The organism is Agromyces sp. NPDC058136 (assembly GCF_042884375.1).
Classification (GTDB): domain Bacteria; phylum Actinomycetota; class Actinomycetes; order Actinomycetales; family Microbacteriaceae; genus Agromyces.
The window spans coordinates 522,973-543,620 of the sequence record NZ_JBHVUA010000002.1; the positions used below are offsets into that span (position 1 = coordinate 522,973).

A 20,648-nucleotide genomic window follows, 5' to 3' on the forward strand; every position below is an offset into this window, starting at 1 on the left:
GAGGGAACGGTCGCTGACCGTGGACGACGAGGAGGCCGACATTCCCGAGAAGCCGATCAAGGTCGATCTCGCGACCGACGAACTCGTCAGTGAGCTCGCCTATCTCCTGAAGACGACCAAGAAGGCGGTCGTGCGCGAAGCCGTCATCGAGTTCGCCGAGTCACGACGACCCGATCGCGACGAAGGCGGACGCGTCGCGTATTCTGCGCTTCCGCTCGACGAGCGGCTCGCGCTGCGCCGCCCCGAACTCCTGCGACTGTTCGACAAGCACGGCGCCGCGAACCCCCGGGTGCTCGACGACGAGTACCGCGAGCACGCCGACCACCTCGTCCTGCTCGTCGAGACCGATCTCGCGATGGGCGGTGGCGCTGCCCCGTTCCTCGCCGAGCAGGTGCAGCGGATGCTCGGGTCGCCGGTCGAGGTGATCTCGGCGACGGGGCTCAGCCTGTTCAACCCGGCTGGGCTGACCCGCGCGATCGCGGAGTCACGTCCGCTGTGAGGAGGGCGCAGCCGCGGGCGTCAGTAGGATCGGCACATGTCGGACGACGCGGTGAAGCAGGCACAGGAGGCGGCGGCTGCGGCCGCCGCGGCGGCGAAGGCGCTGCAGGCGCAGGCCGAGGCGGCGATCAAGGCCGCCGAAGAGGCGGCGGCGCTCGCGCAGGCCGCCGCCGCTGCAGCCGCAGCGCAGACGGCGGCAGCACCCGCTCCCGCTCCCGCTCCCGCTCCCGCCCCGGCCGAGCCGGATGCCGCCGCACCGGCCGGCCCCGCGGCATCCGGCCCGCTCGAACCGGCCGAGGTCGATGCGGTGCGCGCCGGCTACGCCTTCGAGGGCCCCGCGCTCGAGATGGGAGCGCTCGTCAACGGCGAGGCGCTGCCGGATGTCCCGGTGCGCATCCCGCTCGCGATGACGAACCGGCACGGGCTCGTCGCCGGCGCAACGGGCACCGGCAAGACGCGCACGCTGCAGGTGCTCGCCGAGCAGCTCGCCGCGAACGGCGTCGCCGTGTTCGCCGCCGACATCAAGGGCGACCTCTCCGGCGTCGCGACGCCGGGCGAGGGCAACGAGAAGCTCCTGAAGCGCACCGAGGGCATCGGGCAGGCGTGGAGCGCCGCGAGCTTCCCGACCGAGTTCTTCTCGCTCGGCGGCGTCGGCCGCGGGGTGCCCATCCGTGCGACGATCTCGGGCTTCGGGCCGCTGCTGCTCTCGAAGGTGCTCGGCCTCAACGACACGCAGGAGTCGAGCCTCGGGCTCGTCTTCCACTACGCCAACAAGAACGGGCTCGCCCTCCTCGACCTCGACGACCTCCGCGCCGTGCTCGCCTACCTCGTGAGCGACGACGGCAAGCCCGAGCTCGAAGGCCTCGGCGGGCTGTCGAAGGCGACCGTCGGCGTCATCCTCCGCGAACTCATCACCTTCGCCGACCAGGGCGCCGACGTGTTCTTCGGCGAACCCGAGATCGACACCGCCGAGTTCCTGCGCACCGCCGCCGACGGCCGCGGCGTGATCAGCCTGCTCGAGGTGCCCGGGGTCGCCGACAAGCCGGCGCTGTACTCGACGTTCCTCATGTGGCTGCTCGCCGACCTGTACTCCGGCCTCCCCGAGGTCGGCGACCTCGACAAGCCCAAGCTCGTGTTCTTCTTCGACGAAGCGCACCTGCTCTTCGCGGACGCGTCGAAGGAGTTCCTCGCGCAGGTCGTGCAGACCGTGCGGCTCATCCGCTCGAAGGGCGTCGGCGTGTTCTTCGTCACGCAGACCCCGAAGGACGTGCCCGGCGACGTGCTCGCCCAGCTCGGCTCGCGCGTGCAGCACCAGCTGCGCGCCTTCACGCCCGACGACGCCAAGGCGCTGCGCGCGACCGTCTCGACCTACCCGACGTCGGGCTACGACCTCGAAGAGACCCTCACCGTGCTCGGCACGGGCGAGGCGATCGTCACCGTCATGAACGAGAAGGGCGCCCCCTCGCCCGTCGTGTGGACCCGCCTCCGTGCGCCCCAGGCCTCCATGTCGCCGAGCGCCGACGCCTCGATCGACGCCGCCGTCGCGGCATCCCCGCTGATGGCGAAGTACGGCACCGCCATCGACCGCGAATCGGCCCACGAACTGCTCACGAAGCGCATGGCCGACGCGGCGGCCGCAGCCGATGCCGCCGAGGCGGCCGAGGCCAAGGCGAAAGCCGATGCCGAGTACGCGAAGATGCAGGCGAAGATCCAGGCCGACGCGGCGAAGGCCGACAAGAAGGCGCAGGCCGAGTACGACCGGCTGCTGAAGAAGACCTCCGGCTCCGCGCGGGCGGGCGGCTCGCGGTCGCGTTCGTCGCAGCGCTCGACCCTCGAGCAGGTGCTCGGCTCGAAGTCGACGCAGAAGGTCATCACCCAGGTGCTGACCGGCATTTTCGGGATGGCGAAGCGCCGCTGAGCCCGCCCCTGCTCCGTCGGTCGAGGAGCGCCGCCGCAGGCGACGCGTCTCGAGACCCCTCACCGATCGGGAAAGATGGACACGTGTTCGAGATCCGCCCGTACCACCCCGACGACCGCGAGGATGTCGCGCTGATCTGCCTGCGCACCGCGGCGGCCGGCGGCGACGCGACGGGGGTGTACTCCGACGACACGCTCATGCCCGAGGTGTTCGCCCTGCCGTACGTCGAGTACGCGCCCGAACTCGCGTTCGTCGTGGCCGACACCGACACCGGCCGCGCCTACGGGTACGTGATGGCGATCGCCGACACCGCCGCCTTCGTCGAGTGGTGGCGGCGCGAGTGGGCGCCCGGCTTCGCGGCGAGGCATCCGGCCGCGGGCTCGCCCACCGTGCACGCGCCCGCGTTCACCGAGGCCGAACTCATCGACGCGGGCCTCCGACCCGAACGGATGCTCGTGCCCGAACTCGCCGAGTACCCCGCACACCTGCACATCGACCTGCTGCCCGATCTGCAGGGGCAGGGCTTCGGGCGACGGCTCATCGACACCGTCCGCGCCGAACTCGCCGCACGCGGCGTGCCGGCGCTCCACCTCGGGCTCGCCGCGGAGAACACCGCGGCACGGGCGTTCTACGACCGGCTGGGGTTCCACGAGCTGCCGTCGAGCACGCCGCAGTCGCCGCGGCTCGGCATCGCGACGAGCTGACGAGCCGCTCGCGACGAGCTGAGCTCAGGCGAGCAGCGAGCGCCGCTCGAACCAGTAGAGCAGCGACGGGTCGCTCTCGCGCAGCTCGGCGAGCGTCACCGGTTCGCTGCGGGTCGTCTCGTCGACACCGAGGGTCTCGGCGACGAGGTCCATCGTCGGTGCGTCCCAGAAACGGCCCCGCATGCGGAATCGGCCGCGCCCGCCTCGGCACACCACGAAGAGCTCGTCGGTGGTGTCGAGGCTGTTCGGCCGGTACAGCTGCAGGCGGAGCACTCGGGCGACGTCGCGCGCGGCGACCGTCGTCGTCGAGCCGAAGAACCCGCGCTCGACGATGCCGTACCGGCTGACCGACACGTGCGCGCGGCGATAGGCGACCCACGCGAGTCCGAGCACGACGCCGAGCATCGCCGCGGTGGCCGCGACGATGGGCCACGCCTTCTGCGGATCGAGGATCCACAGCTCGGCTGCGAGCAGCGGCACGACGAGTGCGGTGAGGGCGAGCCCGTAGCTCCAGCCCAGTGAGCGACGCGGCCTCAGGGTGATCACCCTGAGGCCGTCGCCCCCTGCTGCCGCGGTGCCGATGAAGGAGCCCCCTGCGTCCCCGCTCCTCGTGTTCATCGGTGCCGCTGACATCTCTCACATCATGCGCTGCATCGGGAGACACCGCTATTCCGCATTAATGAGGACACGGGATGCCTCGGGGTGCGCGCAGCGCGGAAATCCGGGTGAGAGCGGGGCTTCGCGGGGCGTGGCGACGGTGCGCGGGAGCGGGGCGGCGCCGGTGTCGTGGGGTCAACGAGGCTGCCGTCGTCTTCGTCGACACCTCGGGCCCTCACGACCCGGCTCAGGACAGCCTAGGCGGTTCCGCCGACGATGCAATCCACCCGGGGGAGGAGAAGCCGTTGCGCCTTCGGGCGCACCCGTGGCGCAGGGGCCGCGCGGGCCGATAGCATCCTCCTGATCCACCGCTCGAGCCGCGCTGTTGCGGCGGGCGTCCCACGCAACTCCACCCGAATGGAGCCGCATGTCGCAGCCTCCTGCGCCCATCGCCCCGCCTGAAACCGTCGACGCACGCACGATCCGACTGCTCGATGAACTCGTCGCCCTGCTCGACGACGCCGACCGGGCCGCATGGGCACGGAACCTCCGGTTCGAGAGCGAGCGGATGCGCAACGGCGAGAGCGCTGCAGCGGCGATGGCGCTGCGCCGCCTCTTCACCGATGAGCCGCGGCTGCTGGCGGTGCAGCTCTCCGACGCCGACGCCCAGCGCCGCTTCGAGTCGATGGTGATGCAGTTGCACGCGTTGCTCGACGAACGCGACACGCAGCGCGCGTGGGCGGAGGATCCGCGGCGGGAAGTGCCGGGCAAGACGCTCGGGATCGTCGGCTTCGTGCTGGCGCTCGTCGGCGGACTGAACCTCGTCGGCCTCATTCTCAGCTGGGTGGCGCTCGCCCAGTCGAAGAAGGCAGGAGTGAAGAACCCGCTGGCGCTGGCAGGCGTCATCATCGGGGGTGCGGGCGTACTGTGCGCCGTCATCCTGCTCGCGCTCGCCGCGGGGTCGTTCGTCGACCTCTTCCAGACCTGCGGTCGGCTCGGCTCGGGCGTGCACGAGATCGGCGACGCCGTCTACACCTGCACGCCGACCTCGGCGCACGTCAGCACCCGGCCGCAGTAGCCGCGAGCGGTACGAGAAAGCCCCTCTGCACCGAACAAGAATCGGTGGGAGGGGCTCAATCGGCTTGGCGGAGGATAGGGGATTCGAACCCCTGAGGGCTTTCACCCAACACGCTTTCCAAGCGTGCGCCATAGGCCACTAGGCGAATCCTCCAGTGACCCCCCACGCACCCGCCAGAGCCCGGTTACCCTTGCTGCGTTTCCGCCCTGGGGGAGTTGGCCTGGATGGCGCCACGTGGGGAGCCGCAGGCAAGTCTACCCGAGCGGAGGGGCGTCGATGAACCACGGTCGTCCGGGCGCGCGGCGGGGTAGCTTGGGCTGATGCCAGATCCCATCGTCACGGCCGATCCCGCCGTCGTCTTCGAGCGGGTGGCGGTTGCCCGGGCGGCGGCCGGTCGGCCGATCGTGGTCGGCGTCTCTGGCTTCTGCGGTGCGGGCAAGTCGACGCTCGCGCGCCCTCGTCGAACTCGGTGCCGGTGCGGGTGCGGGTGCGGGCGCCGGCGTCGCGCGGATGCGCGGCGACGACTTCCTCGATCCGGTGCGGTCGCACCTGCGGTCGAGCGACTGGGACGGGGTCGAGCGCGGCCGCCTCGCCGATGAGGTGCTGCGTCCGTTCCGCGAGGGGCGCCGCAGCGAGTTCCGCCCGTTCGACTGGAGTGCGCGGCGCCTCGGCGAGCCGCGCCCGTTGCCGAGTGCCGAGGTGCTCGTCGTCGACCTGATCGGGCTCTTCCACCCCGAGACGGTCGATCTGCTCGACCTCCGCGTCTGGGTCGATCTCGATCTCGAGACGGCCGCGCGGCGCGGCAAGGCGCGCGACGAAGCACTGGGGCGCCGCCACGATCGGCTCTGGGACGAGGTCTGGGTGCCGAACGAACGAGACTTCGCCAGGCGGTTCGGGCCGCGCGATCAGGCGCACCTCATCGTCGACACGCGTTGAGCCGGGCCCGATGCCCCGCACATTTCAGGACGAGACGGTCGATGGGGTCGCCTCTCACCGCAGCTGACGGCTGGTCCTGAGAAGCGCGAGCGAGTGGGATGCCTCGGAGTGCACGCCGCACGAGGCATCCGGCCCCTTCGCCCTACCCGCGCGCCGACTCGAGGCGCTCGTTCGCGAGCACCGGCCGGTACCGCAGGAACCCGACCCCGTCGCGTCGCGCACGTCATCCTCCCGACGGATGGCGCGGTCATGAGGATGGACCCCGGGTGCCACCACGACGGCACCCGACGCCGACGACACCGTGCAGTCGTGTTCCTAGCGTGGAATGATGCCCCACTCGAACGTCTCCCCGCCCACCGCACGCTGGCTCGGCGGCCCGACGGCGATGGCCCTGCGTCTCGTCGGCCCCGGCCTCGTCCTGCTCGCGCTCGGCATGATGTGGGCGGCGCGCATCGTCTTCCCCGGCAACACCTACGTGAGCGGGCTCGGCGCCGCCGGCGAGATCACCGCGACCGCGTTCAACCTCTCGCTCGGGCTGGTGGCGCTCGGCGGCGCCGCCTCGGCGATCGGGCTCTGGGGCATGCGCAGCGGGCGCGGGCTGTTCGGCGCATGGGCGGTGAGCACGAGCCTCATCGGCGCCAGCGCGATGTTCGCCGTCGGCGCGGCCGTGCCGTGCACGACGGGCTGTCCGATCCCGTTCAGCTCCGCCGCCGCCCCGCAGGACGCCGTGCACACCATCGCCGCCGTCACCGGCTTCGCCCTGGCGGGCGTGGCCATCATCCAGACCCTCCGGCTCGGGCGGGCCTATGCGGCCCTCGCCGCCCCGAGCATCCTGCTGGTCATCGCGACCTCGGCGACCGGCGGCATCCTCTCGCTCGCCGGCGTCGCGACCGACCTCGGCGGTTGGCTCGAACTCGTCGCGACGACGGCGGCGCTGCTGTGGCTCGCCGCCCTGTCCTGGCTGACGCAGCACCGCATCGTGACCGGGCGGCCGACTGACCGGAGACTCTCAGAACCGACGGCGCACACGCCGAATAGGCTGGGTGCGTGGCGCACAGCATCTACATCTGCTCGGCCGAGGGCAACACCGGCAAGTCCACCGTCGCCCTCGGGACGCTCGACACCCTGACCCACCGCGCGACGCGCGTCGGCGTGTTCAGGCCGATCGCCCGGTCGACCGCCGAGCGGGACTACGTGCTCGAACTGCTCCTCGCCCACGACGGCGTGGTGCCGCTCGACTACGACGAGGCGATCGGCGTCTCCTACGAAGAGGTGCACGCCGACCCCGACGCCGCCCTCGCGACGATCGTCCGTCGGTTCAAGGCCATCGAGGGACGTTGCGACGCGGTCGTCATCATCGGTTCCGACTTCACCGACGTCGGCAGCCCCACCGAGCTCGCCTACAACGCGCGCATCGCCGCGAACCTCGGCGCCCCCGTGCTGCTCGTGCTCGGCGGCCGCGTCGGCGAAGGCCAGGGGCGCGGGCGCAGCGAGCACCTCGGCGACACCGAGGCGCGCACCGCCGACGAGCTCGCCCAGCTCACCGAACTCGCGCTGGAGGAGCTCGAGCGCGAGCACGCCTCGCTCCTCGGCATCGTCGTGAACCGCGCCGACCCCGAGCACCTCGGCGAGATCGTGGGGGCGGTGCAGACCGCCTCTGAATCGGGGCGCGCCGGGGCGCCGGCCGCGCGGCCCGTGGGCGGGGCATCCGTCGCCGTCTGGGCGATCCCCGAAGACCAGTTCCTCGTCGCGCCCTCGATGCGCTCGATCATGCACGCCGTCGACGGCGAGCTGTACGCGGGCGACCCCGACCTGCTCGACCGCGAGGCGCTCGGCGTCGTGATCGCCGCGATGTCGATGGAGAACGTGCTCGCGCGCCTCATCGAGGGCAGTGTCGTGATCGTGCCGGGCGACCGCACCGAGGTGCTGCTCGGCGTGCTCACCGCGCATACCTCGGCGACGTTCCCGTCGATCTCGGGCATCGTGCTGAACGGCGGGTTCCCGCTCTCGGGCGACATGGAGCGCCTCATCGACGGGCTGAAGGCGGGCCTGCCGATCATCCGCACCCCGCTCTCGAGCTACGAGACGGCCCTCGCGATCACCCACACCCGCGGGCGCCTCGCCGCCGAGTCGCAGCGCAAGCGCGACACCGCGCTCGCCCTCTTCGAGCAGCACGTCGACGGCCCGGCGCTGCTCGACCGCCTCGAGATCGCTCGGCCCGAGGTCGTCACGCCCCTCATGTTCGAGTACGGCCTCCTCGAGCGTGCGCGCAGCGGGCGCAAGCACATCGTGCTGCCCGAGGGCGACGACGACCGCATCCTGCGGGCCGCGGCCACGCTCCTCGCCCGCGATGTCGCCGACCTCACCATCCTCGGCGAGGAGATCGAGGTGCGGTCGCGCGCGATCGGCCTCGGCCTCGACATCTCGCGGGCGCAGGTGCTGTCGAACCACGACTTCGTCTACGTGACCCGCTTCGCCGAGGAGTACCAGAAGCGTCGCGCGCACAAGGGCGTCACCCTCGAGCAGGCGCGCGAACGCGTGCAGGACGTGTCGTACTTCGGCACGATGATGGTCGAGCTCGGCTACGCCGACGGCATGGTCTCGGGGGCGGCGCATACGACCGCGCACACGATCCGCCCCTCCTTCGAGATCATCAAGACGAAGCCGGGCGTCGAGGTCGTGTCGAGCGTGTTCCTCATGGCGCTCGCCGACCGCGTGCTCGTCTACGGCGACTGCGCGATCGTGCCCGACCCGACGGCCGAGCAGCTCGCCGACATCGCGATCTCCTCGGCGGCCACCGCGGCCCAGTTCGGCATCGAGCCGCGCATCGCGATGCTCTCGTACTCGACGGGGGAGTCGGGCGCAGGCGCCGACGTCGACAAAGTGCGGCGCGCGACCGAGCTCGTGCGCGAGCGCGCGCCCGAGCTCGCGGTCGAGGGGCCGATCCAGTACGACGCCGCCGCCGACGCCGCGGTCGCGCGCACGAAGCTCCCCGATTCGGATGTCGCGGGGCGGGCGACGGTGTTCGTCTTCCCCGATCTCAACACGGGCAACAACACGTACAAGGCGGTGCAGCGCTCGGCGGGCGCCGTCGCGATCGGGCCCGTGCTGCAGGGCATGCGCAAGCCCGTCAACGACCTCTCGAGGGGGGCGCTCGTGCAGGACATCGTGAACACCGTGGCCATCACGGCGATCCAGGCGGCGGATGCCTCGTGAGCATCGTCCTCGTCATCAACTCGGGCTCGTCGTCGCTGAAGTACCAACTGGTCGACACCGCCTCGGGCGAGGCGGTCGCGAGCGGGCTCGTCGAACGCATCGGCCTCGAGGGCGGTCGGGCCAGACACCGCCACGAGGGGCCTGAGAACGACAGTCTCGCCACGACGTGGGACGCCGCGTTCGACGTCGCCGACCACTTCGCCGCGTTCGAGGTCATGCTCGAGGGCTTCGCCGCGCACGGTCCGTCGCTCGAACGGTACGCGCCGGTCGCGGTCGGCCACCGGGTGGTGCAGGGCGGCGCCCGCTTCTTCGAGCCGACGATCGTCACGCCCCTCGTGAAGATCAACATCGACGAGCTCTCGACGCTGGCACCGCTCCACAACCCGGCGAACCTCGCGGGAATCGAGGCGGCGCAGCGGGCGTTCCCCGAGGTGCCGCACGTGGCGGTGTTCGACACGGCGTTCCACCAGACGATGCCGGCGGCGGCCTACAGCTATGCGATCGACCGCGAGGTCGCGGCGAAGCACCGCATCCGCCGGTACGGGTTCCACGGCACCTCGCACCGCTACGTGTCGCGGGCCGCGGCCGCATTCGTCGGTCGCCCGGTGCAGGAGCTCGCGCAGATCGTGCTGCACCTCGGCAACGGCGCCTCCGCGTGCGCGGTCGCCGGTGGCGAGTCGGTCGACACGAGCATGGGCATGACGCCGCTCGAGGGGCTCGTCATGGGCACCCGCTCGGGCGACCTCGACCCGGCGATCCTGCTGCACTTGCAGCGGCGAGCAGGCTTCGACGCCGATGCGCTCGACGACCTGCTCAACCGGCGCAGCGGCATCCTCGGGCTCGGCGGTCACGCCGACATGCGCGACCTCGTCGCCGCCGCGGAGTCGGGCGACGAGAAGGCGACCCTCGCGCTCGAGGTGTACGCGCACCGCCTCAAGGCGTACATCGGGGCGTATCTCGCCCAGCTCGGCGGCGTCGACGTGATCTCGTTCACCGCAGGAGTGGGTGAGAACTCGGCGCCCGTGCGGGCGGCGGCGCTCGCCGGGCTCGAGCGGCTCGGCATCGAGCTCGACCCCGAGCGCAACGCCGAACACTCGGGGGAGACCCGGGTGATCTCGAGCGACGCCTCGGCCGTGACGGTCCTCGTCGTGCCGACGAACGAGGAGCTCGAGATCGCGCGCCAGACCCTCGAGGCCGTCTCCGCCTGAGCGCCGCTCACCTGGTTTCGAGACGCGTCCGACTCCGTCGGGCGCTCCTCAACCAGCGAACCCTTCCCGGTGGTTGAGGAGCGCCGGCGCGCAGCGCGACGCGTCTCGAAACCCGGTGAGGTGGTCTCGAGACGCGTGCTCCTTCGTCGCGCGCTCCTCGACCAACGGGATGCTCCTCGACCAGCAAGGAATTACGCAAGAAGTATTGTGCAAGAAGTCTTGCAGAGTTACGATCGACCTGTGAGCGAACACGAGAACTCGATCGGCCTGCACGACGCGGGCTCCATGCGCGCACTCGCGCACCCGCTGCGCCTGCGCATCCTCGGCCTCCTCCGCATGGACGGCCCGCACTCGGTCGGCATGCTCGCCGAGGCGACGGGCGCGGCATCCGGCTCGATCAGCTACCACCTGTCGACCCTTGCGAAGCACGGCTTCATCGAGCCGGCGCCCGAGCGCGAACGCGACGGCCGCGAGCGATGGTGGCGTGCGGCGCACGAGATGACGACGCTCGACGCCGGCGACTACCTCGGCGACCCCGAGCGGCGCGAAGCGGCCGAGGCGATGCGGCGCACCGTGCTCGACTCGTACCACCGCGACCTCGTCGCCGCGCTCGACGCCGAGCTCGGCCTCGACGACGCGTGGGTCGCCGCCTCCGACTCGAGCGACGGCGGCGGGCACCTCACCCTCGACGAGTTCCGCGAGCTCACCGCCGAGCTCGCGGCCGTGCGCGAGAAATGGCAGCGATACGGCCGCGAGCCCCGCGAGGGCACCCGAGCCGTGCGCTGGATCACCCACACCTTCCCGAGGAGCGAGGCATGAGCGAGACGCAGATCGACGGGCCTCGATACCGCGCTGGCGCGCCTACTCGACCGGCTGAGAGCGCCGGCGCGCCTGCTCGACCGGCTGGGAGCGAAGCACCGCGCCGTCGCCTGCCGCTCCTCGCGAACCTCGCCGCGGCCCTCTTCTCGATCGGCGGCAACGCGATCGCGCTCGTGGCGCTGCCGATCATCGCGCTGCAGCAGACGGGTTCGCCGCTCGCGGCGGGCGTCGTCGGCGTCTTCGCCACGGTGCCGATCGTCATCGGCGGCGCGCTCGGCGGAGTGCTCGTCGATCGCTTCGGCTACCGGCCGTCGTCGATCGTCGCCGACCTCGCGAGCGCGGTCACGGTGCTCGCGATCCCGCTGCTCCATGCGACCGTCGGCCTGCCGTTCGGCGCGATGCTCGCCCTCGTCTTCCTCGGCGGGCTCCTCGACCCGCCCGGCGACACGGCGAAGACGTCGATGACGCCCGACCTCGCGAAGCTCGCGCACTGGCCGATCGAACGGGCCGCGGGAGCCCAGTCGGCCGTGCAGCGCACGGCGATGATGCTCGGCGCGGGCACGGCGGGCGCGCTCGTCGCTTTCCTCGGCCCGATGCCGGCGCTCGTCGTCGACGCCGGCGGCTTCGTCGTCTCGGCGCTGCTCGTGCTCTGCTTCGTGCCGCGCCGCCTCGACGCGGAGCGAGCGCGGCCCGAGACCGCCGAGCCGCGGGAGGGCGCCCCGCGCGGCGGGTTCCTCGAGGGGCTCCGCTTCGTGGCATCCTCGCCCCTGCTGCGCTCGATCGTGCTGCTCGTGACCCTCACGAACGCGATCGACGCGGCCGGCATGACGGTGCTGAAGCCCCTCTATGCGACCGAGGTGCTCGGCGACCCGGCCATGCTCGGTTTCATGGTCGGATGCTTCGCCGCGGGCGCGCTGACCGGCTCGCTCCTCTTCGGGGCGATCGGGCACCGGTTCTCGGGGCGGCTCATGTTCGCCCTCTGCTTCACCTTCGCCGGCACGGTGCCGTACCTCGCGATGGCGCTCGGCGCTCCCGCGCCCGTGCTGCTGCCCGTGCTCGCCCTGTCGGGACTCGCGGCGGGGGCGATCAACCCGATGATCCAGACCGCGATGTACGGGCTCGTGCCCGACGGCATGCGGGCGCGCGTGTTCGGCGTGACGACGGCCGGCGTCGCCGCGACGATGCCGCTCGGCGCCCTGCTCGGCGGTCTCGCCGCCGAGCAGGCGGGGCTCGTGCCGACGGTCACAGTGTGCGCCGTCGTGTACCTCGTGCTCGCGACGAGCCCGCTCTACCTCCGGTCGTTCGGGGCGCTGCGCTCCGAACGGGCCGCGGCCTGAGGCATCCGGCCGCCGCTCATGGCGTTCGTACCCCCTACCGCGGTAGGGGGTGCGAATGGCTCAGCCGTGTGATGCGCCGCACGGAATGAGGTTCGTACGCTCACGGAGCGATCGGAAACCCCCGCCGGTCGAAGCCCCACGACGAGATGAGCGCACGTGAGCCTGCAGGTCGACGACCGCCCCGACACGAACCTGGGCACGTTGTCGCCCGTCATCCTCACGGCGGGCCGTCGCCGCGAGGACGCGGTCGATCCCGCGCAGAGCGGCTTCGCCCGGCTCTCGCGGCAGATCAAGGCCGAAGGGCTGCTCGACCGCTTCGTCGGGTTCTACGTCCGCAAGGCCGTGTTCTGGACCCTCGTGCTCGGCGCAGCGATCACCGCCTCAGTCCTGCTCGGCGACTCGTGGTGGCAGCTCGCCGTCGCGGCCGTGCTCGGCGTCGTGTTCACCCAGTTCGCCTTCATGGCGCACGAGGCCTCGCACCGGCAGATCCTCCGTTCGGGTCCTGCGAACGACTGGGCCGGGCTCTTCCTCGCCGACCTCGTCGTCGGCATCAGCTACAGCTGGTGGATGAACAAGCACACCCGCCACCACGGCAACCCCAACGTGATCGGTCGCGACCCCGACATCGCGAAGGACACGATCTCGTTCCTCGAAGAGGACGCCGCGGCGAGCCGGGGCCTCGTCAGGCTGATCACGCGCAAGCAGGGGTACCTGTTCTTCCCGCTGCTGCTGCTCGAGGGCCTCAACCTGCACGTGCACGGCATCCGGCACCTCGTCGACCGCCGCAACACCGTGAAGCGCCGCGGGCTCGAGCTCACGCTCGTCGCCGTGCGCCTCATCGCGGTCACCGCGATCGTGTTCTGGGCGTTCCCGCCGCTCCTGGCCGTCGCCTTCCTCGCCGTGCAGCTCGGCGTCTTCGGCGTCTACATGGGCGCCTCGTTCGCGCCGAACCACAAGGGCATGCCCCTCATCCCGCGGGGCGTCCGCGTCGACTTCCTCGAGCGTCAGGTGCTCACGAGCCGCAACATCCGCGGCGGGCGCTTCATGGACTCGCTCATGGGCGGGCTCAACTACCAGATCGAGCACCACCTCTTCCCGAGCATGGCGCGTCCGGCGCTCAAGCGCACGCAGGAGATCGTGCGCGAGTACTGCCGCGAGAACGACATCCCCTACACCGAGACCGGATTGTTCGAGTCGTACGGCATCGTCATCGCCTACCTCAACCGGGTCGGGCTCGCCGCGCGCGACCCCTTCGACTGCCCGATGATCCAGTCGTACCGACGGCGCGACTGAGGGCGCGCGGGCGCGGGGCGCGCGGGCGCTTGCGCTGCGTTCGCTGCGCGCTCAGCGCTCGAGGCGGGCGCAGTCGATGCAGAGCGTCGCAGTGGGGCGCGCGTCGAGGCGGGCGACCGTGATGCGCTTGCCGCATCGGCTGCACACCCCGTAGCTGCCGTCGGCGATGCGGGCGAGCGCGAGGTCGACCTCGGTGAGCTCGTGCTGGGCGTCGGCGAGCACGGCGGTGCGCTGCGACCACTCCTGCGTCATCGTCGGGCCCTCTGGGTCGTGCTCGTCGTCGGCGCTCGCGCCCGAACGGGCGGCGCGGACCTCGCCCATCACATCGCCGAACTCGGCGGCGCGCTCGGCGGCCTCCGCGCGTTCGGCCAGCAGACGGGCCTCGAATCGTGCGAGCTGAGCCGGAGTCATCGTCGTCACCGTGATCACGCTCCTTCCGTGCGTGCATAGTACGCCCGAGGCATCCGGAAGCGGTGTCGGACGCGGCAACTACGATTGATTCGTGGTCACCGCCCTATATCGCCGCTACCGGCCAGAGACGTTCGCCGAGATGATCGGCCAGTCCCAGGTGACGGAGCCGCTGATGACGGCGCTCCGCACCGATCGGGTCAATCACGCCTACCTGTTCAGCGGCCCGCGCGGCTGCGGCAAGACGACGTCGGCGCGCATCCTCGCGCGCTGCCTGAACTGCGCAGAAGGCCCGACGGATGCCCCGTGCGGGGTGTGCCCCAGCTGTGTCGAGCTGTCCCGCGGCGGGGGCGGGTCACTCGACGTCGTCGAGATCGACGCGGCCAGCCACGGCGGCGTCGACGATGCGCGCGACCTGCGCGAGCGAGCGATCTTCGCCCCGGCGCGCGACCGCTACAAGATCTTCATCATCGACGAGGCGCACATGGTGACCTCGGGCGGGTTCAACGCGCTCCTCAAGATCGTCGAAGAGCCGCCCGAGCACATCAAGTTCATCTTCGCGACGACCGAGCCCGACAAGGTGCTCGGCACCATCCGCTCGCGAACCCACCACTACCCGTTCCGGTTGGTGCCGCCCGCGCCGATGCTCGAGTACGTGCAGCAGCTCTGCACTGAAGAGGGCATCTCGGTCGAGCCGGGCGTGCTCGCACTCGTGGTGCGCGCCGGCGGCGGCTCGCCCCGTGACACGCTGTCGCTGCTCGACCAGCTGATCGCCGGCTCCGAAGGCTCGTCGATCGACTACGAGCGGGCGGTCGCCCTGCTCGGCTACACGCACGGCGCCCTCCTCGACGAGGTCATCGACGCGATCGGGGCGCATGACGCCGCCGGGGCGTTCGCCGCCGCCGACCGTGTCGTGCAGACGGGCCAGGACCCGCGCCGATTCGTCGAAGACCTGCTCGAGCGGCTGCGCGACCTTATCGTCGTCGCCGCATCGACACCCGAGGCGGCCGCCGCCGTGCTGCGCGGCGTGCCCGAAGACGAGCTCGCCCGCATGGCCGCCCAGGCCCGGGCCTTCGGCCCCGCCGAGCTGTCGCGTGTCGCCGATCTCGTCAGCCAGACCCTCACCGAGATGACCGGTGCCACCTCGCCGCGCCTGCACCTCGAGCTCATGCTCGCGCGGGTGCTCGTGCCCGCGAGCGACGACTCCGCGCGCGGCGCGCTCGCCCGCGTCGAGCGGCTCGAGCGGGCCGTCGAAGGCGGTGTCGTGGCGGCGGCGCCCGCACCGGCGACCGCGCCTCCAGCAGCCGCTGCCCGCGCGGCCGAGCCCGCGGCAGGTGTGCCCTCGGCACCGGCACCGGCACCGGGTCCCGCTCCGGCTTCCGCACCGGCACCGAGTCCCGCTCCGGCCCCCGCTCCGGCTTCCGCACCGGCTTCCGCACCGGCTTCCGCACCCGCCGAACCGGTCGCGGCCGAGTCGGCCCCGGTCGAGCCGGCACCGCGCTCGCGCCCGACCGGCCCCGTCACGGTGCAGCAGATGCGCGATGCGTGGCCCGAGGTGCTGAGCGTCCTCCAGCGGACGAAGCGCACCGCGTGGATGGCGGCGCTCGCCGCCCAGGTGCTCGAGTACCGCACCGACGAAGCCGTGCTCGTGCTCGGCTTCGCGAGCCCCGGCGACCTCAACGGGCTGCGCTCGGGCAGCGGCGGCCAGACCGCCGCCGATCTCCTCCGCACCGCGATCGCCGAGGTGCTCGGCGTGACGGTCAAGTTCGTGCCGCGGGTCATCGGCGGCGGCGGAGGGGGCGGCCAGAATGCGCCGGCGCCGGACCGACCGCCCGGAGGCGACGGGGGAGCGGCTTCGGCCCCGAGCGCGCCCGCGCCCGATGCGGGCGGAGCGAGCGCGACGGGTTCGTCGCCGACCTCGTCGGGGTCGACGACGGCGCCCGCCGCGTCGGCACCGGGCTCGGCTCCGGCCCCGAACTCCGCCTCGGCCGAGCGGCCGAGCGGCCCGGTCGACTCATGGGCGACCGTCGCGATCCCGCGCGACCCCGAGCCCGAGGGCTCCGGCGACACGGCAGCGGCGCCCGCCTCCGCGCGTACCGCGACGGCGCTCGCCGAGCGCCCCGTCCCCGAGCCCGGGCCGTCCGCGGCGACGGCACCGGGAGCTCCGGTGACACCTGCCGCCGAGCCGGCCGGCGGCATCCCCGAGTTCGTGCCCGACGACGCAGATGCGCCACCGCTCGACGAGGAACCGCCGTTCGACCCGGGCCCCGAGCCCGAGCCGTTCGATGCGCCTCCGCCCCCGGCCGACCGCGCTCGCACGGCCCCCGCCGGGCCTCCCGCTGCCTCGCCGCGCACGCCGCCCGCCGCCCCGCGCCGCGCCCCCTCGCGTCCGGTCGCGTCGACGACCGACGGCGGAATCCAGCGCTACGGCGAGGCCGTTGTACGCGAGGTGCTCGGGGCCGCCTTCCTCGAAGAGGTCGAGGCGCCCGTCCGCGGCTTCGGGGAGCGTGGCTAGACCATGTACGAAGGCATCGTCCAAGAACTGATCGACGAGCTCGGCCGCCTGCCCGGCATCGGGCCGAAGTCGGCGCAGCGCATCGCGTTCCACATCGTGCAGACCGAGCACTTCGACGTCTCCCGGCTCGCCGAGATCCTGTCGACCGTGCGCGACAAGGTGCGGTTCTGCGAGATCTGCGGCAACGTCAGCGAGCAGGCGACCTGCTCGATCTGCCGCGACCCGCGCCGCGACCCGTCGCTCATCTGCGTCGTCGAAGAGGCGAAAGACGTCGTCGCGATCGAACGCACCCGCGAGTTCCGCGGGCTGTACCACGTGCTCGGCGGCGCGATCAGCCCGATCGACGGCATCGGTCCCGACGAGCTCCGTATTCGTCAGCTCATGCAGCGGCTCGCCGACGGCACCGTCGTCGAGGTCATCATCGCGACCGACCCCAACCTCGAGGGCGAGGCGACGGCGACCTACCTCAGCCGGCTGCTCACCACCCTCGAGATCAAGGTCACGCGTCTCGCCTCGGGCCTGCCGGTCGGCGGCGACCTCGAGTACGCCGACGAGGTCACCCTCGGCCGCGCCTTCGAGGGGCGGCGCACGGTCGGCTGAGCGACGGCACCCCGTTGACGCGGCCGGCCGCGAGGCGTAGACCGGGGCGATGAGCGAAACCGCCGACGGCACCGCGAACCGCACCCCGAGCGACCGCACGACCGCGTGGGTCGACGGCTACCTCCGCGCGTGGCGAAGCAACGACCCCGCCGAGATCGGCGCCCTCTTCACCGACGACGCCGTCTACCTCACCGCGCCCGACGCCGCGCCGCGGCGCGGCCGGGCGGCGATCGTCGCGGGCTGGGTTGACGACGCCGACGCCCCGGGCGAGTGGAGCTTCGAGTGGCACCTCGTGCACGAGACATCCGCTCTCGCGATCGTGCAGGGCCGCACCGCCTACCCGGCCGAACGCGACTACCTCAACCTGTGGGTGATCCGCTTCGCGCCCGACGGGCGAGCGAGCGAGTTCACCGAGTGGTACATGCCGCGAGCGCACGAGGAGTGACGACCTCGACCCTCTCGGACGACGCGGAGTCCGCCTCCTTCACTCGTCGGGCCGGGTGTGGTTCGATGAAGACCATGGCCGCTCAGACGCCGAGGGGGAGCATGGACGGGCGCACACCGAATCGACGTCTCACTCGCAGTATCGCCGCGTTCGCGGCGGTTCTGCTCGCGAGCGGTGCCGCCCTGACGGTGGCCGCGTCGGCGGCGGCCGACGTCATCCGGGCGGACGCCCCCCTCCCGTTGTCGGTCACCTATGTCGCGAGGGTGTGCGACGAGTACACCGACGTGATGGCGAACAAGGCCCGCAACAACATCATGGAGTCGCTTCGCGACCTCGGCCCCGATTCGAACTACGACGTGGCCGACAGCGTCGACCCCGACTCCGAGGCCGCGGGCTCGCCGAACTGCCGTCCGCTGCAGGGCTGGACGTTCTCGCTCGGCCGTGGACTCACCGGAAAGACCGAGGCGGCGCACTACCTCAGCAAGGTCACCGGCCCCTTCATCGGCGGACCGCCGATCACGACCACGGCCTCCGTCCCGCGCCTCGATGAAGACGGGCAGCCCACCGGCGGCGAGATCGAGGGCGCCGTCACCGTCGGGCTCACTCCGGCCGAGGCCGAGTTCGTGCAGTCGGGCCGTCGGATCGTGGCGCAGGGCGGCGTGGGCGACGACACCCTCAACGGGCTGCAGACGAGCTTGGGGTTCGCCGCACTGCGCTGCTCGAACGATGCGCTCAACGGCGACAACGTCGACTACATCAGCTTCCCCTCCGGAGCGCGACACGTCTTCTGCTACTACTACGCGGTGGCGCCCCCGCCCGATGCCGGCACGATCACGATCAGGAAGCAGCTCGCCGACGGGACCGCCGCGGGACCGACGACGTTCTCGTTCGAAGGGTCGCTCTCGTACGACCACGTCGAGGGCGAACCGGGCCAGCTTCAGCTCACCGCCTCACCGGCGGCGGCCGGATCGGTCACCCTGGTGCGCGGGGCTGTCGGGCCCGGTGATGAACCGTGGACGCTCGAGGAACTGCCGCTCGCGGGGTGGTTGCTCGACGATCTCCAATGCACCGGCGGGGCGAGCACCTTCGACATCTCCGGCCCGAGGGTCGAGATCACCCTCGCGCCCGACGACGACGTCGTCTGCACGTACACGAACAGCCGAGTGCCGACCGGACCGGCCGCGCTCTACAAGGAGACCCTCGACGGCGTCGGCTCCTTCCCCTTCACCGTGTCCGGCCCGAGCAGCGTCACCGAGGCGACCGCGGTCACGACCGTGCCCGGTGCGCCCGTCGAGGTCGTCTCGACCGCCGGCGCCGCACCCGGCGTCTACACGGCGCAGGAGACCCTGCCGCCGCCGAACGGCGCCGGCAGGTGGACGCTCGAGGCCGTGAACTGCGACGACGGCGAGCTTGTACCGGTCGAGGGGCCCGGCGGCACCTGGTCGGCGTCCTACGAGATCGTCTCGGGGCAGTCGACGACCTGCCTGTTCACGAACCGGTTCATCCCGACGGCGTCGCTCTCGATCGAGAAGATCACCAACGGTGGAACCGGCCTGTTCGAGTACGACGTGGTCCCGGTCAACGCCGAGGGCGCGGCGATCCCGCGCGGCGCGGTGTTCACGACCTCGGCGACGACGACCGAAGAGGGCGTCGCGACCCCGGCCGAGGCGTCGCTCGTCGGGATCAACGTCTTCGAGCACCAGATGTACACGATCCTGGAGTCGCTGCCGGCACCGTCCTCCGAGGGGTTCTGGCGCATGACCGGTGCCGACTGCGGGGGCGCCGAGCTCGGCGTCGACGTGGCCCTCGCCTCCGCGACGGTCGCGGTGAACACCGAGACCCCGAACCCGGTCTGCACGTTCACCAACGAGTTCGTGCCGGCGGGCACGCTCACGATCACGAAGAACACGAGCGATGACGAGGCCCAGCGGCCCGACCCCGTCGTGCTGCGGCTCGACTGCGGCGTGGGCATCATCGACATCTCGATCGGTCCGGGAACGAGCACGGCGACGAGCTCGCCGTACCGCGTGCTGGACGATGACGAATGCACGCTCACCGAGATCGCCACGGGCGCCGCGGACGGCTGGTCCGTCGTGACCACGGCGACGATCAGCGTCAACGGCGGCCCGCCCGAGCCGTTCGACGAGCTCGGCACCTTCGCGGTCGGGCCGGCGCTGGACGTCGTGGTGATCGTCGACAACACCTTCAGTGCCGTACCCCCGCCGACGCCGACACCGACGCCGGGAGGCGACCCGTCACCCCCGTCGAGCAGTCTCGCGGAGAGCGGCGTCGAGGAGCCGACCGCGGCGCTCGCCGTCGGCCTCGCGATGCTGGTGCTGGGCGCCGCCCTGCTGGGGGCGGTGCGGCGTCGCCGCGCGGGCTGATCGGAGCGGGTCGGAGCACCCTCAGCGCAGCACCTCGATGAGCACGACCCACGAATAGAGGAGCGCCGAGGCGATCGCGAGGATCGTCGCGACGCCCACGAGCCACAGACCCGCGGCGGGCGCGCCGGCGATGAGCGCGACGCCGCCGGCGAGGTACGCGAGGATCGGGAGCCCGCCCGCGGCCGACTTCAGGAAGCGGTCCAGCGCGGTTCCGGCGTGCGCGGTCCTGTCGCGGCGGATGATCCGGATCGCGTGCGACTCGAACACCGCCGCGACCGCGGCCGCCACGAGCACTTCGAGACCGTACGCCCACAGCGGCTGGCCGGGGGCGAGGGCGAGCGCGGTCACCGCGATCGCGGCGACGAGGGTCGCGATCGACGCGGCCGCCCGGGCGGGCAGCGTCGCCGAATCGAGGATCGAGCGGATGTTCACCGACATCGCCACGATGAGGAGACCCGCGAGGGCCGCCGTGGCGCCGACCATCGCGACGTTGAACTCCGACCAGCTCTCGAGCAGCTCCGGCATGGCCGCATGCTACTCCCGAAGCGCCGACGGCCGCACCGGACGGCAACGGGGCCGCGGCAGTCGCCACGTGGCATCCGTGCACCCGTTCGTCACATGGCGGGGGCCGTATGCGGGCCGCCGTATGATGAAGACTCCGACGACGGGCCCGTCGGCCCGCGCGCGCCCAG

The 20,648-nt window shown here is 72.0% G+C and carries 18 protein-coding genes, 1 tRNA gene and 1 other RNA gene; 15 read left to right on the top strand and 5 right to left on the bottom strand.

Going from position 1 to position 20,648, the window contains the following annotated elements; all coding sequences use genetic code 11:
- Positions 1-19 precede the first annotated feature (19 nt).
- The 3 genes from ACFVTX_RS08760 (at position 20) to ACFVTX_RS08770 (ending at position 3,120) form a co-directional block, all read left to right on the top strand.
- Positions 20-499, top strand: coding sequence for a hypothetical protein (locus ACFVTX_RS08760; protein WP_386899210.1), 480 nt, complete (start codon positions 20-22; stop codon positions 497-499).
- A gap of 36 nt (positions 500-535) precedes the next feature.
- Positions 536-2,416, top strand: coding sequence for a helicase HerA-like domain-containing protein (locus ACFVTX_RS08765; RefSeq protein ID WP_386899211.1), 1,881 nt, complete (start codon positions 536-538; stop codon positions 2,414-2,416).
- Between the two features lie 83 nt (positions 2,417-2,499).
- On the top strand, positions 2,500-3,120 hold the full coding sequence (locus ACFVTX_RS08770; RefSeq protein ID WP_386899212.1) for a GNAT family N-acetyltransferase: 621 nt from the start codon (positions 2,500-2,502) through the stop codon (positions 3,118-3,120).
- 24 nt (positions 3,121-3,144) lie between these two features.
- On the opposite strand, the gene ACFVTX_RS08775 is transcribed toward ACFVTX_RS08770, so the two are convergent.
- Entirely contained in the window at positions 3,145-3,753 is a 609-nt protein-coding gene (locus ACFVTX_RS08775; RefSeq protein ID WP_386899213.1) for a hypothetical protein, read from the bottom strand.
- Between the two features lie 391 nt (positions 3,754-4,144).
- Here ACFVTX_RS08775 and ACFVTX_RS08780 point away from each other — a divergent pair, with 391 nt between their 5' ends.
- Positions 4,145-4,795 (top strand): DUF4190 domain-containing protein, encoded by a 651-nt coding sequence (locus ACFVTX_RS08780; RefSeq protein WP_386899214.1) that lies wholly within the window; start codon positions 4,145-4,147, stop codon positions 4,793-4,795.
- A gap of 65 nt (positions 4,796-4,860) precedes the next feature.
- Here ACFVTX_RS08780 and ACFVTX_RS08785 read toward each other — a convergent pair.
- Positions 4,861-4,948, bottom strand: a tRNA-Ser gene (locus ACFVTX_RS08785).
- An RNA gene (gene ffs, locus ACFVTX_RS08790) (signal recognition particle sRNA small type) lies at positions 4,946-5,042 on the bottom strand. Before ffs ends, ACFVTX_RS08785 begins: the two co-directional genes overlap by 3 nt.
- A 182-nt stretch (positions 5,043-5,224) precedes the next feature.
- Here ffs and ACFVTX_RS08795 point away from each other — a divergent pair.
- The 7 genes from ACFVTX_RS08795 (at position 5,225) to ACFVTX_RS08825 (ending at position 13,604) form a co-directional block, all read left to right on the top strand.
- Positions 5,225-5,731, top strand: coding sequence for a uridine kinase (locus tag ACFVTX_RS08795; RefSeq protein WP_386899215.1), 507 nt, complete (start codon positions 5,225-5,227; stop codon positions 5,729-5,731).
- Between the two features lie 328 nt (positions 5,732-6,059).
- Positions 6,060-6,860, top strand: coding sequence for a DUF998 domain-containing protein (locus ACFVTX_RS08800; RefSeq protein WP_386899216.1), 801 nt, complete (start codon positions 6,060-6,062; stop codon positions 6,858-6,860).
- Positions 6,779-8,947 carry a phosphate acetyltransferase gene (pta, locus tag ACFVTX_RS08805; RefSeq protein ID WP_386899217.1) on the top strand — a complete coding sequence of 723 codons (2,169 nt, stop codon included), beginning with the start codon at positions 6,779-6,781 and terminating at the stop codon, positions 8,945-8,947. The genes ACFVTX_RS08800 and pta overlap by 82 nt, the downstream gene beginning before the upstream one ends.
- Entirely contained in the window at positions 8,944-10,155 is a 1,212-nt protein-coding gene (locus ACFVTX_RS08810; RefSeq protein WP_386899218.1) for an acetate/propionate family kinase, read from the top strand. Before pta ends, ACFVTX_RS08810 begins: the two co-directional genes overlap by 4 nt.
- A 240-nt stretch (positions 10,156-10,395) precedes the next feature.
- Positions 10,396-10,974 (top strand): helix-turn-helix domain-containing protein, encoded by a 579-nt coding sequence (locus tag ACFVTX_RS08815; RefSeq protein ID WP_386899219.1) that lies wholly within the window; start codon positions 10,396-10,398, stop codon positions 10,972-10,974.
- The gene (locus ACFVTX_RS08820; protein WP_386899220.1) at positions 10,971-12,311 is read left to right on the top strand and encodes an MFS transporter; all 1,341 of its coding nucleotides are present in this window, start codon (positions 10,971-10,973) and stop codon (positions 12,309-12,311) included. Before ACFVTX_RS08815 ends, ACFVTX_RS08820 begins: the two co-directional genes overlap by 4 nt.
- 156 nt (positions 12,312-12,467) lie before the next feature.
- Positions 12,468-13,604: a fatty acid desaturase family protein gene (locus tag ACFVTX_RS08825; RefSeq protein ID WP_386899221.1), complete on the top strand. Its 1,137-nt coding sequence runs from the start codon at positions 12,468-12,470 to the stop codon at positions 13,602-13,604.
- A gap of 51 nt (positions 13,605-13,655) precedes the next feature.
- On the opposite strand, the gene ACFVTX_RS08830 is transcribed toward ACFVTX_RS08825, so the two are convergent.
- Positions 13,656-14,033, bottom strand: coding sequence for a TraR/DksA family transcriptional regulator (locus tag ACFVTX_RS08830; RefSeq protein ID WP_386899222.1), 378 nt, complete (start codon positions 14,031-14,033; stop codon positions 13,656-13,658).
- Positions 14,034-14,106: 73 nt separating this feature from the next.
- Here ACFVTX_RS08830 and ACFVTX_RS08835 point away from each other — a divergent pair, with 73 nt between their 5' ends.
- The 4 genes from ACFVTX_RS08835 (at position 14,107) to ACFVTX_RS08850 (ending at position 19,956) form a co-directional block, all read left to right on the top strand.
- Positions 14,107-16,527, top strand: coding sequence for a DNA polymerase III subunit gamma and tau (locus ACFVTX_RS08835; protein WP_386899223.1), 2,421 nt, complete (start codon positions 14,107-14,109; stop codon positions 16,525-16,527).
- 3 nt (positions 16,528-16,530) lie between these two features.
- Complete coding sequence (gene recR, locus ACFVTX_RS08840; RefSeq protein ID WP_386899224.1) at positions 16,531-17,127, top strand: recombination mediator RecR; 597 nt, start codon at positions 16,531-16,533, stop codon at positions 17,125-17,127.
- Between the two features lie 49 nt (positions 17,128-17,176).
- Positions 17,177-17,572, top strand: coding sequence for a nuclear transport factor 2 family protein (locus tag ACFVTX_RS08845; RefSeq protein ID WP_386899225.1), 396 nt, complete (start codon positions 17,177-17,179; stop codon positions 17,570-17,572).
- Positions 17,573-17,673: 101 nt separating this feature from the next.
- Positions 17,674-19,956, top strand: coding sequence for a hypothetical protein (locus tag ACFVTX_RS08850; protein WP_386899226.1), 2,283 nt, complete (start codon positions 17,674-17,676; stop codon positions 19,954-19,956).
- A gap of 21 nt (positions 19,957-19,977) precedes the next feature.
- Here the strand turns inward: ACFVTX_RS08850 and ACFVTX_RS08855 are convergent, their stop codons facing one another.
- Positions 19,978-20,481 carry a hypothetical protein gene (locus tag ACFVTX_RS08855; protein ID WP_386899227.1) on the bottom strand — a complete coding sequence of 168 codons (504 nt, stop codon included), beginning with the start codon at positions 20,479-20,481 and terminating at the stop codon, positions 19,978-19,980.
- Positions 20,482-20,648: the final 167 nt, after the last annotated feature.